Raw genomic sequence first — 12691 nt, 5'->3', positions numbered from 1 at the left:
ATTTCCCCCGCAGATTGTCGCGCCGGCACCTGTTAAATCTGTGGCCGATGCAGTAACTTTCCATTATGAATATCGATCAGTACATCGCTTCCTTTCCGAAGGAAACGCAGCAGCTGCTGAAACAGATGCGCGATACCATCGCGAAGGCCGCCCCCAACGCGGTCGAAACCTTTAGTTATGGTATGCCTACGTTTGCGCTTTTTGGCAACCTCGTGCATTTTGCGGCTTATAAACAACATATCGGCTTTTACCCTGCACCCTCCGGCATCACGGCGTTTGCAGACGAGCTGGGGGCGTATAAGATGTCTAAAGGCGCTATCCAGTTTCCGTTGGACAAGCCGTTGCCACTGGCATTGGTGAAAAAGATCACCCGCTTTCGCGTAAAAGAAAATGAACAGAAAGAAGCAGCGAAGAATCCGTTCTCTGGTTTATCGGCGCCTGCACAGCGGGCTTTGGCGGGGAAGGGGATAAAAACTGTAAAGCAGCTGTCGAAATACAGCGAGGCGGATATCCCGGAGCTGCACGGCATGGGGAAGGGATCGTTACCTAAATTATACGAGGTCCTGGAAACAGCGGGGCTATCATTCAAAAAATAAAATAGTAATTTGCGTCCATGAGGATGTCTCCAACACTTTAATACTTCTTTTACAGGCTGCTTAGTCTGTAGTCTCCGCCCCGGGGACATTGCACCTTATTGTACATCCTCAAATCATTGCAATGAAAGAAGTATTTAGTCCTATTGAGATAGATCAGTTTATTACGGACGGGTTTCTTCGTCTCGATCATGCGTTTTCGCCGGAAATAGCCGCTGCAGTGCGTGAACGGCTGTGGAAAGACATCCCGGACAACAGGATACAACCGGTTGTTCGCCTAGGCATGTATTCGGAGCCGCCCTTTATTGAAGCCGCCAATACGCCGTTATTACATGCCGCCTTTGATCAGCTGGTAGGTATAGGCAGATGGGCACCGTGCCGCGCGATGGGTACTTTTCCCGTTCGGTTTCCTGCACCGCAAGACGCCGGCGATACCGGCTGGCATGTAGATGTAAGCTTTCCCGGTGATGATCCGGCCAATTACTTTTCCTGGCGCAGTAACATCAGTTCGAAAGGCCGCGCGTTGCTAATGCTGTTCCTCTTTCCGATATTGGTCCGGACGATGCGCCTACCCGCATCCGCAAAGGCTCCCACCTGGATGTGGCCCGTGCATTGGCGCCCCATGGCGATAAAGGATTGTCTTTTATGGAACTGGCTTCCATGTTTGTGGACATGCCGGCGCGGGAAGAAGCGCTGGCCACCGGTGCAGCCGGTACCGTGTATTTGTGTCATCCTTTTCTCGTACATGCGGCGCAACCACATCGGGGAACGGAAGTTCGGTTCCTGGCGCAGCCGCCGTTGTTATTCAAAGGCGCGCAGGAGGCGGACCCGGAAAGTGTGGTAGGACTTGCGATTCGGGCAGCGTTGAAATAAGAGATGGCAGCACCTCCATAAAATCAGAAGGGCTGAACAACACGTTCAGCCCTTCTTTCTATGTAGCAGGAGTAAATTAAACTTTAGGCACCGGGGCCGCCGAGCTGTCCGTATCCGGCGCTTTCTCGATCAGGTCCATAAACTGGTCCAGTTTCGGTGTAATGATAATCTGGGTACGCCTGTTTTTGGTTTTGCCCGCAGCATCAGCATTGGAAGCAATCGGGTTGTATTCACCGCGCCCGCCGGCTGTCAGCCTTTTAGGGTCTACGTTATAGTTGTTCTGTAACGCCTGTACTACCGAAGAGGCACGCAGGGCACTCAAATCCCAGTTGTTGCGGATGTTGGTGGTGGAGATAGGTACATTATCCGTGTTACCTTCGATCAGCACATCGTAATCCTTATAATCAGTAATGATTTTCGCGATTTTGCCCAGTGTAGCATTTGCTGCAGAGGAAATCTCGTAGCTGCCTGATTTGTAGAGCATGTTATCCGACAGGGAGATGTATACTACGCCTTTCAGCACCTGTACATCCACGTCACGCATTTCCTCGCGGCTGAGCGAACGGGTAAGGTTGTTGGTCAGCACCATGTTAAGTGAGTCACTTTTGTTTTTGGTGTTCACCAGGTGCTGGATGTATTTGTTGGATGAGTTGATCTCATCTACCAATTTGGAAATATTAACGTTACCCTGGCTGCTGGAGTTCAGACATTTGTCAAGAGCCGCCTGCAATGATGCGAGACCGGTCCTTTGCGCTGCGATCTGTTCTTCCAGACTTTGTACACGGGTAGTAGCGCCACTCAGGTTACGTGAGCAGTCCTGGTACTTGGCGTCCAGTGCGCGGTTTGCATTTTGCAGTTCCCGGTAGCTTGATTGGAGTTGTCCGAATTTCTTATTGCTTACACAGCCCGAGCCTAGCACCGTGGCTGCCAGCAAGGTCGTGGATAACAAAATATGTGCTTTCATACAGTGATGTTTATGTTTTGATTAGTATCTCTTGCTAAGCAAAGGTTATGCCAATAAAGCGGTCACGGGTTTATCTGAAGGGGTTTAACTAGCTGATAGCTAAATCGTTAAGTGCTTTTATGCGGTGCTTGCTTAAACCATGGTAAGTGTAGTCGTTTTTGTTTTTGTGCAGATGCCCCTATCTTTGCGTCATTATTCACGAATACGAACAACATGTGAGATTTGCTTTCTTTTAAATAGATAATCCAGCAAAGGCCTTGGTCTTTGATTATTCAATTATTTAAAGAGAGCGAAATGCTTACCCTTCAAAACGTTTGCTACCTGCATCCCAACCGGGATCTGTTGTTCGATCATATTGATATTTCCATACAGGAACATGAGAAAATAGCCCTTATTGGTGCCAATGGCGCAGGGAAATCTACATTGCTGCGCATTATGGCCGGATTGTTATTGCCGGCTTCCGGTATCGTGCGCACGGAGTCGAAGCCATATTATGTGCCGCAACACTTTGGCCAGTATAACGACTATTCCGTGGCCCAGGCTCTGGGCGTGGAAGCCAAACTGAAAGCGCTGGCTGCCATTCTCGAAGGCGACGTAAGCGAAGGCAATATGACCGCGCTCGATGATGACTGGGGAATAGAAGAGCGTTGCCACGAGGCATTTGCCGCCTGGGGGTTACATAAAACGGATTTATTACGTACTATGGGAAGCCTGAGCGGTGGCCAGAAGACGAAAGTGTTTCTCGCCGGCATAGCCATTCATCAACCAGCTTTAATATTACTGGACGAGCCGAGCAATCACCGGACATGCCAGCCCGTCAACAGTTATATGATTTTATTACCTCTTCCCGCCAGACCCTAGTAGTGGTGAGCCACGACCGCACCTTGCTCAACCTGGTGAAAAGCGTATGTGAGCTGGGGCGTGATGGTCTAACCTGCTACGGCGGCAATTATGACTTTTATGTGGAGCAGCGGGAGATAGCTGCCGAAGCATTGCACCAGGATGTAAAAAGTAAAGAAAAAGCCCTGCGTAAGGCCCGCGATGTAGAACGGGAAGCCATGGAGCGGCAGCAGAAACTGGATGCCCGCGGCAAAAAGAAACAGGAAAAAGCGGGATTGCCAACTATTTCCATGAACACCTTCCGCAACAATGCGGAGAAAAGTACCGCGCGCCTCAAAGGGGTACACGCCGATAAAGTGGACTCCCTGTCGCAGGAGTTGCAACAGCTGCGGTCGTCGTTGCCCGATGCGGACAAAATGAAAATCGACCTGGATCATTCTGCGTTGCATAAAGGAAAGGTGTTGATGACGGCAGAAGATATCAACTTTAGTTATGTTGATAAGCCACTATGGCCAAAACCCCTGCGTTTTCAGTTACGCAGCGGCGAACGGATGGCGCTCAAAGGTCCTAACGGGAGTGGTAAAACCACCCTGATCAAATTGATGCTTGGTCAGCTGCAACCCACGTCCGGAACACTTCAACGCGCCGATATGCACACGTTGTACATCGACCAGGATTATTCCGTGATCGATAATGCGCTTACTGTTTACCAGCAGGCAGAACGCTACAACAGTGGTGCGTTGGAAGAACATGAGATCAAAACGAGGCTAAACCGCTTCCTTTTTACCAGTGCCGATTGGGATAAACCATGCAGCGCTTTAAGCGGTGGCGAAAAATGCGTTTGCTGCTTTGCTGTCTTACCATTGGCCACCAGGCGCCCGATTTAATTATTCTCGACGAACCGACAAACAACCTCGATATTCAAAATATTAATATTCTTACATCCGCCGTAAACGAATACCGTGGCGCGTTAATCGTGGTGTCGCACGATCAGCGTTTCCTGGGTGATACGGGAGTTGAAGCGGCGATTATAATGGAAAGTTGATGACAGGCTCTCTAATTTATTCGATTTACTTGGTAGCGTTCAAGCATCTTACCTTTGGCCGCATTATTAAAACTTATCGGGAACACCTGTATTAATTACAATAGGTTTTGCGTATCCCAGTTTTTCAAACACAGCGGTCCACATCCGTGTAAGAGCGTCTTTTGTTGCCGGGTCACTTAGAGGTGCTACATCGATGATAGTTATAGTCAGCATGGGGTCATCCAGCTTAAATGTCGGTTTCATTGTCGCAATTTGTTTCATGGATGCGCTTATTTTGGCTGTATCGGTTGGAGAAAAATTAGTGGCTCCCATCAACGAGCGATCGCATACCTCAACCATGTCAGACAGAATAATGATGTGCAGGGAATCACCGGACTTTCGTTTCATCTGGTGTTGGAGCATGTCGGCTGCGTGTTCGATGGTCGTTAAAAGGCACGTTTTTTCCCGGGTGTTTTTAGAACGCTCCACCAGTTTTAATTTTGCTTCCGTAAGGATGGCATTGTTATCAGCCTCCTGTTCGTCAAGCGCTAATTCATTTAAAGGCCTGTAGCTATATGGTTCAACTGATAGCGTTGCATCACTTATGTTGCGGGATACGGCAAGAAAGTGGATGTCTACCGGGGTACGGCCGTCGTTGTTCATTTTTTTAGCTACATCGTCCATGAAGCCGAGAACTTCCTCTATGTTGCCTTGGGGTTGCGCTGGTTTAGGTTTTTTTCCGGAGGTGTCGACTAAAAATATGCTGTGGGAAGCATCAGTGATAACCACTGCTAATTTGCCTGGTTTGGAAGATGGCGTAAGGTTACAAGCGGAAAACATTAATATCATAAATCCGACGGATGCGATGAATTGTCTCATATATTTTTGTATTTGTGTTTGATTAACAGGGGAGTTGCTTTTTTATGTTCCTGCATAGCGAAATTCCAACCACCTTCGTAAGCTTTCACAAATTTGGCACTTACTTTATCCGCCTTTTCCATATTGAATTTGCTGCGCATGGCATCAATATCGCTACAGCGCTGTTTACGCGTTTCGTGGTTGCCTGTAGCCTCACTGAACTTGTGTTTTAACCTGTTTACCCTGCCTTTCAACTTGCGGAGCATGCGTTTGTTATTGATGATCTGAAAAGCATACGACAAACAAATTCCGCTTAGCGTGGCAAATAACACCGAGAATGAAATAAAGGCCCAGAAACGCGATAAACCTAACCAGTTGGTAGTTTTATCTTCTGATTGAATAACGGGGGCCTGTGCGCTGTTGGCCGAATCAGGAGCGGTTACTACGCTTGTTTTTACATTAACGCTGGCGGCGATTGCTTGATTGGTTATCGATACGCCTGCTGCCCGCCTGGGCTTGTTGAAGCCGTGCTTATCGGCTCTTACGTACGAAAAGGCAACAATAGCCAGCAACTGGGCGGCCAACAGGAAAACGAATACTACTTTTGGTTGCCATCTAACGATCGACTGCACTTTTAATACATCTGGCGGCACAGGTGTTTTTGGATTGTCGCGCTCCCAGCGTAAACGACGTAATTCGGCACGACGGGTGTCATCGGGTCTGTTTACGTAAGCGTCCCATACGATTTTTGTAGATACCATGCTGCAACTGATAGCGACAGCAAACATCAGCTGCAGGTAGTCAAAATCCCTGCCGTTGCCAAAGCCAAATGCGCCTACAGCATTGTACATCATGGCAAACTCGCCGACAAGCATACCAACGGCGGCAAATAAATACATGCTCACGTTGCTCGTGGAAAACAGGCGGGAGGATTCTCGCTCAAATTGTTCGTTTATCTTCAGTTCTTTTTCCTCTTCGCTCAGCGCTTGTTCCAGTTGTGCTTTGATGGTTTTCGCTTTCTCAAGTTTGCCCTTTTCCGGACTTTCCCATTTGCTCAGGGCCGCTACCAACAGGCTTACCATTCCGTCTGCGTTGGCCTGAGCATTTGCTTCCACTGGCCGGCGGATACACTTTTTTCCGTCGTGTTCGCCCATGTCCTTATAATCTTTGTTTACCAGCTTCATCACACAAACCTCAAATTCAGGTTCTATGGCGGGGTCAAATTCATCTTTTGATGCCAGTTTTTTCAGGTCGCTCATGTTTTCTGATGCGTCCACACCCGCATAGGTGTCATTGTCCTGTGAGGCTTCTGCACCGTCTTTGCCGCTGCGCTGGAATACCGACGACATTCTCGACCAGGCGCTTTTTATAGTATCTGTCAGTGTCATTTTTTTATTTTTATTGAACATTATTTTTCATCGAGATAACTATAGTATCCCTTTAATACCCAGGATCTCCTGCTTTCGGCAAGGTCTATCGCGGCTCGTACTGCTTGCTCCCGTTGTTTGATCTTGTCCCGTTTCCTATCGTAATGTCCTTCCAGCTTTTCTGTCAGGGCTTCTTTTTTCTGTTCCGCTTTGCCGGCAACTCCTTTTGCTGCACCCTTATCATTCAACTTGCCGTCTTCTCCAATGTTCATATTTATCTCTTCTTCCTTCAGATCATGTAAAGTGGAGGCAACTTCACGGATTTTAGTCTGTAGTATTAAGTATTCTTTTTCCAGTTCCGGATAACAGGCCAGCTCCTCTACCGTCACCAGCGATTCCAGATTAAACAACAGGTGTGGCCATTCGTCCTGCGTCCAGCCGATTTTACCATTTCTTAAACGGAAATAGCGTCTTGGATTTCTAAGCCAGGGTACGCGCTGCTTCCACATGTTTTGAGTATTGTCGATGTCTTTCAGCATCATTTTATCAAGCTCGTTCAATCCTTCCTGCATCACTTCGTACAGGCGGGTGCGGGGATTAAGCGAAATTCGCGGAGCATGTTTCATGCGTGAACGCAGCACTTTCAATTCATTGTACACAGTTTCTGCATTGTTCAGTTCCATGGCAAGTGAGTAGGAGTAATAACTCCAGGCAAGCAGCACGGCCCCGGTGAATGCACTGCCGATGAAACCTGTTAAAATAAAAACCTTTGGCTGGAGGGGCCGAACCACGCATATGCGGAAAGGGAGGCAAAGAATAACAACATCATACCCACAACCACCACGATTTCCCATTTCATGAGAAAGGTAGTGTGCCAGTCATCCCTGGTTATTTTCCCTTTGTTCCTTTTGAAGAACCGGGGCACCGCCAAAAATTTAATGTACATCAACAATATGCCTGCAAACAAAATTGTCATAACACTGCCGAGTGCCTGGCGGGTCATACGGGCATAATGATCGTCAGGCTCCTGCGGTTCGCCGGCAACACCGGTTAAAGTAGCGGTACTTGTACCACCGTGCAAACGGCTGAGTGCGTTGATTAGTGAATCGTTTCCTGCACCAGATAATATACTTGTGAGCGAATCATTTGCAGCGGTGGTGGACTTGATATTGTTGGCGCCGCCTGTCAGCAGTACCACCGTCATAATCATAAAAAATAGAATAGGTATGTAGTGGAGTACCACGGACGACCAGCTGCGGGATTTTATCCGTGCTCTTTCCTGCTCTATGTGGCTTGTATCCTCAATCGTTAGTTCGTCTGCGCCATCATTGCCTTTTTACGTCGCACCTTTAGTCGGCCGAGGCGTGGTATGATGCGCTTAAACAGAAGGGCTTCGCAGATCCAGGCCACGGCGAAGTTAAGTGCGCCGAAAGCAAGTAATCCCAGGCCGATTTGCCATGCATTCCAATTCAGGGAGAGTCCGGCGATACCTTTAATTACCTGGGAAAGAACGCTGTTTGCAACCAGATCTTCCACCGGTTTAGGACCGTTAATTAAGTAGGCCTCCAATAGGTTGCCGGATATCACAATTGCAATCGAAGCGATCGTGAGGAATAGCGACCGCATAAAGGCGTTTAGCTTGAGGTGCCCCATTGATTCGATAACCCCGGTAACCTTTGTGACTTGAATTTCCGCATCTTTTATGTCTTTTTCCAGGTCTTTCAGCCAGTCATCGAATTCCGGTTTGCGTGCGTCATGGTCTGCCTTGAGTTTGGCATTGTACTTATCTTCTGTTTCTTTGTTGGCTTTTAAGCTGGCTTCCAGCGCCGCCTGGAAGTTGGCGATCTTTTGTGTTATAACCGCAGCCTTTTTGGTGCCGAGATTTTTCACCAGTGTATAAAGGTCATCCACCAGCTTCTTTAACTCTTTTTCTTTAATGTCGATGCTGTCAAACTGTTGTTTAAGTGCTTTGGTCACGTCTTTGATGACGATATCTACTTCACGTAGTTCAGCTTCAACGTCGATAATGTCTTTGTCTATGTGCGCCAATTGGTCGGAATAAGTTTTCCTGATGTCGGCCAGTTCCTGCTCAAGTGCTGGATCCTTCCCTCGAGGATGCCGATCAGTGTGTCTTCTTTCGCCGGTTCGCTGCCGTTGGTGTTTGGGTGGTGCTCTCGTGCCTTTTCAAGTCGGGCGATGCGTTCACCTTTTTCAAGGCACGACTCTTTCTCCTGATCCGACAAGCCGGATCCGTTAACAGATTGCTGTTCCATGAGGTTACATTTTAAGTCAACAATACAGGTCTGCTGGCATTAATCGGATTAATGCTGAAGGCCGTCGGCTAAACACGGGAAATGGTTCAAATTGAGAGAATGGGGCGCATATAGACTTCCCTGCACATAATATTCACAAACGAGGAAATGGGACGCGCTCTTAAGCTATTTTAACGAATATACGATTACTACGTCAGCATTGCAAGGGGTTTATCTGTTAACTGCTTGTTATTTAGCGGTTATTAAGGCTTGACCTGTTGAAAGAAATATGTCCTAAATAGTTAGCAGTCAATTTTTTAAGATTTTTTGCTGATGTTAATAAAATGAAAATTTTCGGGCTGCAGACGATAACAAAAGAATTTCTTTAATTAAACAGGATGCATGAATATTATACTTGCGCCAACGATTATCGTCATCACCGTGCCAGATAGGTATCAGTTAGCGGTAGCAATGCGAAGCACTCAATCACTCCATAGCGTTATAGCCGATAATGGTAATCAGGCTTGATACCACATTTAATCAGCAGTGCCGTTACTAAGTTATAGTATCTTACCGGTGGCCAATCTACAGAAAAGATGACGCGGAGCGATTTGAAAAATATCACCGATCTGCATTACGTAAATATGAAGCGCTATGCATGCAGTTGCTTTAGTGATCTGGATAGGCATACGGTACACCAGTTTCGCGTGGAGTATAAGAAGTTGCGTGCTTTCTTGCGCATGCTTTCGGCCAATGAAAGTATTGAAGTTTCTGGAAAGCTACGTCGTGCTTATAGGATAGCCGGGCGTATCAGAGATTTTCAATTGCATATGGCAGGGAGCGGCAAATCAACGGATGACGGCGATGATAAGCCGGCTGCTTACCTAAAGGCGCTAAGAAGGGAAATACATAAGGAAAAGGCTGCTTTAATAAAGATCTTATCCACCAATCCTTTAGATAAAAGCCAGGCAAAAACGGATCATATGCTTCCCGGTTCATTTACAATGGAGGAATACCAACGCTATACGGAAGGCAAGCAGCGGAAGATTAATGCAATACTTAGATCAGCTAAGTTTAATAATCAAAATCTGCATGTCATAAGAAAGATATTGAAAGACCTTGTTTACAACAGCGATACCTGCGCTTCCGCTTTTCCCGGAAAGGCGTCATTTACTATGGGTGCGGTTTTCAGCAGTTTGCTGGATGATCTTGGTATTTTTCAGGATCAATGTTCATCGATTAAGTTTATGAAAGGGCGATTGGTTCGCGCATTGCGTTGTAAGGATAAAAGGAAAATGGCTGTCGTAAAACGGCATCTGTTAAGGTCAAGGAAACGGCTCAAATATGCTATTATAAAGAAGCTGAGGGCTGCAGTAAATCCCGATCCTGTGCGATCAGTGTCAATTAAACAACCCGCCCGGGTGCAAATCGAAAGATAATGCCGGCGGATTTCAACGACTGCCGGCCACCGGCTAAGACGGCTGCTTTTTCAGGTAGTTGTTTATTAGCAGGAAAGCAAATGGTCCTGCCACACCATACCCAATAATACCTGCGTTACGTACCTGCATGTTGCCTGATGCAACTCCTGCCAGCCCTGTAAGGCTGAATAGTCCGCTAATAAGCATCACTGCCTGTATAGACCGCTGCAGACGGCCGTGGCGGAATACGACAGCGCCAAAGAGCATCGCAAGTGCATAAAACCAGTCCCATGCCAGTATGTCGAGTGCGTATACCGCAGACGGCCATTTAAAAGAGAAGAGCGAAGGATACTCTTTAGTATATGTTCCGTGCGAAGCGATGATGACGAAGTGTACCCCCGATGTGATTGCAGTCATCATGAATGAACAACAAACGGACACCAGGCTGAAAATCTTATAACGGTGCTCAACAGTATAGTGGACGGCTGCCAGGCTTATGGCCATTAAAGGCGCGTTAAGCAGGATAAGGCACTCCATAAGCGCAAAATAGGGTTGACCTATTTGCTCAGCAGGTCCGGGAAGCCTGACGAGGCCTGCTGCGGTTACTAGTGCGTAAATAACACCGGTGACGAAGGCGGAAAAGCTGGCCCATTTGCCCGCTGAAATATCGATGCCCGATATCATGATTTTTTTAAGTAAGGGAAACTGGTTGTTGCTAAATCTGGGAAAATATGAACTCGTCAATGTCGGTCAAAGACAACGCTCATCGGACCATCATCGGCTAGTTATAAAAACGGCACCAACACCTGCATACTGGAAGTTGAGGAGTTGGTGCCGCTGGCGACTGGTCCGGACTAGTCCAGGAATTCTCCGTTCTCGTCCGTTTTTACGCGCATTCGTTTGCTGCCATTTTCCAGCAGCAGTTTGTATTGCATTTTTGCGCCCGCTTCTTCGCCATATTTTACGATGTAGATGTCTTTCGATATAGCCCAGTTGGGAAAGCGTTTAGCGACCGCATCCCGCACCGAAGATGGCAGGGAGATGTTTTTGAACTTTTCAGCGGTCCGAAGAAGTTTACCCTCCTGGTCGTATACTGCCAGTACGTAGCCTTCAGGCAGATAGAAAGTTATGTAATACATATCATTGTCATCCTCGTAGTATTCTGAACTCTTCACATCAAAGCTGGCGGCCTTATGTTCCAGTAGCTTAACCGGCGGTGCTGCATCCTTATTGTTTGTCGACCTTAAGTATTTGTAGTTTTTAGCCACTACTGTTACCTCAGGCAGGTCGCGCACCTGCGCTTGCAAATGAGTGGCGATTCCGGCAGTAAGGGCCAGCATCAGTATCGTTAATTTAGTCCTTCTCATGATTGTATATTTTTAAAGAATTACTAAGAGAGCTGATGGTAATTATGATTTTTGAATCATTTTATGGCAGTCTTTGTGCACCATTCCTTTCGTGTCGCAACATTCGCCGTCTTTCAGTTTCATGCTCTTCCCGTCTTTCATTTTACATGTTCCGTCGGGATATATTTTCATGCCATTCATATCCATTTCCTTTGTAATGGCTGTTTCCTTTCCGTTGTTATAGTGATACATTTTCCCATTTTTCATTATGCAACATTCCGTAATCTTTTCTTTCTGATATTCAGCATCTTTAGAGGCAGGCTTTACGTTTTTTTTTTTGGTCTGTGCTTGTACACAAATTGTCATCAGGCATGTAGCCATCATTGCAAGAAGGATCTTTTTCATGATCAGTTGTTTATGTGGTTAATAATACATGTCTATTTTTTTGGAGCGGATGCTATCATGGCAAATAGTGAAGCCTGTGTGCTTTACAGATAGCGGATCCTATCAGATGACATAATTCCGGATCCAGCTCGTCGCTATCACTGGTTGGTCTCAGTCCGTCACGTTGATCGTCCTGCCGGAACGTGATTTTACACCGTCCACCACAGCGGATATTTTATTGCCCACCGATCTGACGTCAATTGTTACCGGGATTTGTCGAATTTTCCCTTTATACACAATTTCAAGATTATAATATTCGCTTTTCATGTTGTCGTGCTTTGTCGTTAATCGTATTCGTGCACACAGGTTTAAAAGATATCGCCCCTGCCTTGCTGCTGGCTTTTCTTTTTATTAGTACTGATGCCAAGGATGTGGTATAGCGGGCAATAGCCTGCTATGGCGGTGATAAAAAGCACTACGCCAAGTAACAACGCTAGAATGGCAGTCGCACCGGTCACAAGCTCCATATAGTACAGATAGGCCAGCACCAATGCCGCCGTAAAACGGATGATTTTGTCGGCAGTACCCATATTTTCTTTCATAACCATAGATTTTGTACTTGAAATTAGCAGGAATCGCACTGGACATGAATGATGATGGTCAGCGGGCGGTTTGATAAAGGAATATCCTACGGCTGCGGAAAATGTAACCTTCGCATGTTCAGTGGAACGAAATCATATGAAGACATGATGACGGTCGTCTGGTTGCACAT

Annotated in this window: 18 protein-coding genes; 6 read left to right on the top strand and 12 right to left on the bottom strand. The window is 46.9% G+C overall.

Going from position 1 to position 12691, the window contains the following annotated elements:
- Window positions 1-65: 65 nt before the first annotated feature.
- The gene (locus tag MKQ70_RS20205; protein WP_248073884.1) at window positions 66-596 is read left to right on the top strand and encodes a DUF1801 domain-containing protein; all 531 of its coding nucleotides are present in this window, start codon (window positions 66-68) and stop codon (window positions 594-596) included.
- 121 nt (window positions 597-717) lie between these two features.
- Window positions 718-1437, top strand: coding sequence for a phytanoyl-CoA dioxygenase family protein (locus MKQ70_RS20200; RefSeq protein ID WP_248073882.1), 720 nt, complete (start codon window positions 718-720; stop codon window positions 1435-1437).
- 105 nt (window positions 1438-1542) lie between these two features.
- On the opposite strand, the gene MKQ70_RS20195 is transcribed toward MKQ70_RS20200, so the two are convergent.
- The gene (locus tag MKQ70_RS20195; protein WP_248073880.1) at window positions 1543-2430 is read right to left on the bottom strand and encodes an OmpA/MotB family protein; all 888 of its coding nucleotides are present in this window, start codon (window positions 2428-2430) and stop codon (window positions 1543-1545) included.
- A 294-nt stretch (window positions 2431-2724) separates the two neighbouring features.
- Here MKQ70_RS20195 and MKQ70_RS20190 point away from each other — a divergent pair, with 294 nt between their 5' ends.
- The 3 genes from MKQ70_RS20190 to MKQ70_RS20180 are packed head-to-tail and all read left to right on the top strand — an operon-like array spanning window position 2725 to window position 4315.
- Window positions 2725-3291 carry an ATP-binding cassette domain-containing protein gene (locus MKQ70_RS20190; RefSeq protein WP_248073878.1) on the top strand — a complete coding sequence of 189 codons (567 nt, stop codon included), beginning with the start codon at window positions 2725-2727 and terminating at the stop codon, window positions 3289-3291.
- Complete coding sequence (locus tag MKQ70_RS20185; RefSeq protein ID WP_248073877.1) at window positions 3237-4157, top strand: ATP-binding cassette domain-containing protein; 921 nt, start codon at window positions 3237-3239, stop codon at window positions 4155-4157. Before MKQ70_RS20190 ends, MKQ70_RS20185 begins: the two co-directional genes overlap by 55 nt.
- Window positions 4106-4315: a hypothetical protein gene (locus MKQ70_RS20180; protein ID WP_248073875.1), complete on the top strand. Its 210-nt coding sequence runs from the start codon at window positions 4106-4108 to the stop codon at window positions 4313-4315. The genes MKQ70_RS20185 and MKQ70_RS20180 overlap by 52 nt, the downstream gene beginning before the upstream one ends.
- A 66-nt stretch (window positions 4316-4381) precedes the next feature.
- Here MKQ70_RS20180 and MKQ70_RS20175 read toward each other — a convergent pair whose 3' ends face one another.
- From MKQ70_RS20175 to MKQ70_RS20150, 6 genes are all read right to left on the bottom strand, one after another.
- Complete coding sequence (locus MKQ70_RS20175; RefSeq protein ID WP_248073873.1) at window positions 4382-5173, bottom strand: hypothetical protein; 792 nt, start codon at window positions 5171-5173, stop codon at window positions 4382-4384.
- Window positions 5170-6540: a hypothetical protein gene (locus MKQ70_RS20170; protein ID WP_248073871.1), complete on the bottom strand. Its 1371-nt coding sequence runs from the start codon at window positions 6538-6540 to the stop codon at window positions 5170-5172. Before MKQ70_RS20170 ends, MKQ70_RS20175 begins: the two co-directional genes overlap by 4 nt.
- Window positions 6541-6560: 20 nt before the next feature.
- Window positions 6561-7241 carry a hypothetical protein gene (locus tag MKQ70_RS20165; RefSeq protein ID WP_248073867.1) on the bottom strand — a complete coding sequence of 227 codons (681 nt, stop codon included), beginning with the start codon at window positions 7239-7241 and terminating at the stop codon, window positions 6561-6563.
- Between the two features lie 32 nt (window positions 7242-7273).
- Window positions 7274-7729 (bottom strand): hypothetical protein, encoded by a 456-nt coding sequence (locus MKQ70_RS20160; RefSeq protein ID WP_248073866.1) that lies wholly within the window; start codon window positions 7727-7729, stop codon window positions 7274-7276.
- A 98-nt stretch (window positions 7730-7827) separates the two neighbouring features.
- Window positions 7828-8568, bottom strand: a complete 741-nt coding sequence (locus MKQ70_RS20155) for a hypothetical protein (RefSeq protein ID WP_248073863.1) — start codon at window positions 8566-8568, stop codon at window positions 7828-7830.
- The gene (locus MKQ70_RS20150) at window positions 8556-8792 is read right to left on the bottom strand and encodes a hypothetical protein (protein WP_248073861.1); all 237 of its coding nucleotides are present in this window, start codon (window positions 8790-8792) and stop codon (window positions 8556-8558) included. The genes MKQ70_RS20155 and MKQ70_RS20150 overlap by 13 nt, the downstream gene beginning before the upstream one ends.
- Window positions 8793-9367: 575 nt before the next feature.
- On the opposite strand from MKQ70_RS20150, the gene MKQ70_RS20145 reads away from it, so the two are divergent.
- Window positions 9368-10210 carry a CHAD domain-containing protein gene (locus MKQ70_RS20145; protein WP_308199100.1) on the top strand — a complete coding sequence of 281 codons (843 nt, stop codon included), beginning with the start codon at window positions 9368-9370 and terminating at the stop codon, window positions 10208-10210.
- A gap of 33 nt (window positions 10211-10243) precedes the next feature.
- Here MKQ70_RS20145 and MKQ70_RS20140 read toward each other — a convergent pair whose 3' ends face one another.
- The 5 genes from MKQ70_RS20140 to MKQ70_RS20120 form a co-directional block, all read right to left on the bottom strand.
- Entirely contained in the window at window positions 10244-10873 is a 630-nt protein-coding gene (locus MKQ70_RS20140) for a hypothetical protein (protein ID WP_248073859.1), read from the bottom strand.
- Between the two features lie 170 nt (window positions 10874-11043).
- Window positions 11044-11556 carry a nicotinate-nucleotide adenylyltransferase gene (locus tag MKQ70_RS20135; RefSeq protein WP_248073856.1) on the bottom strand — a complete coding sequence of 171 codons (513 nt, stop codon included), beginning with the start codon at window positions 11554-11556 and terminating at the stop codon, window positions 11044-11046.
- Between the two features lie 42 nt (window positions 11557-11598).
- Window positions 11599-11940, bottom strand: a complete 342-nt coding sequence (locus MKQ70_RS20130; protein ID WP_248073854.1) for a DUF6799 domain-containing protein — start codon at window positions 11938-11940, stop codon at window positions 11599-11601.
- A 150-nt stretch (window positions 11941-12090) separates the two neighbouring features.
- Window positions 12091-12246 carry a hypothetical protein gene (locus MKQ70_RS20125; protein WP_248073852.1) on the bottom strand — a complete coding sequence of 52 codons (156 nt, stop codon included), beginning with the start codon at window positions 12244-12246 and terminating at the stop codon, window positions 12091-12093.
- A gap of 41 nt (window positions 12247-12287) precedes the next feature.
- Window positions 12288-12521, bottom strand: coding sequence for a YgaP family membrane protein (locus MKQ70_RS20120; protein WP_248073850.1), 234 nt, complete (start codon window positions 12519-12521; stop codon window positions 12288-12290).
- Between the last annotated feature and the right edge of the window lie 170 nt (window positions 12522-12691).

It is taken from the genome of Chitinophaga sedimenti, from assembly GCF_023156195.1.
GTDB lineage: Bacteria > Bacteroidota > Bacteroidia > Chitinophagales > Chitinophagaceae > Chitinophaga > Chitinophaga sedimenti.
The sequence above is the reverse complement of the archived record's forward strand: the minus strand, read 5'-3'. Positions and strand labels throughout refer to the sequence as shown.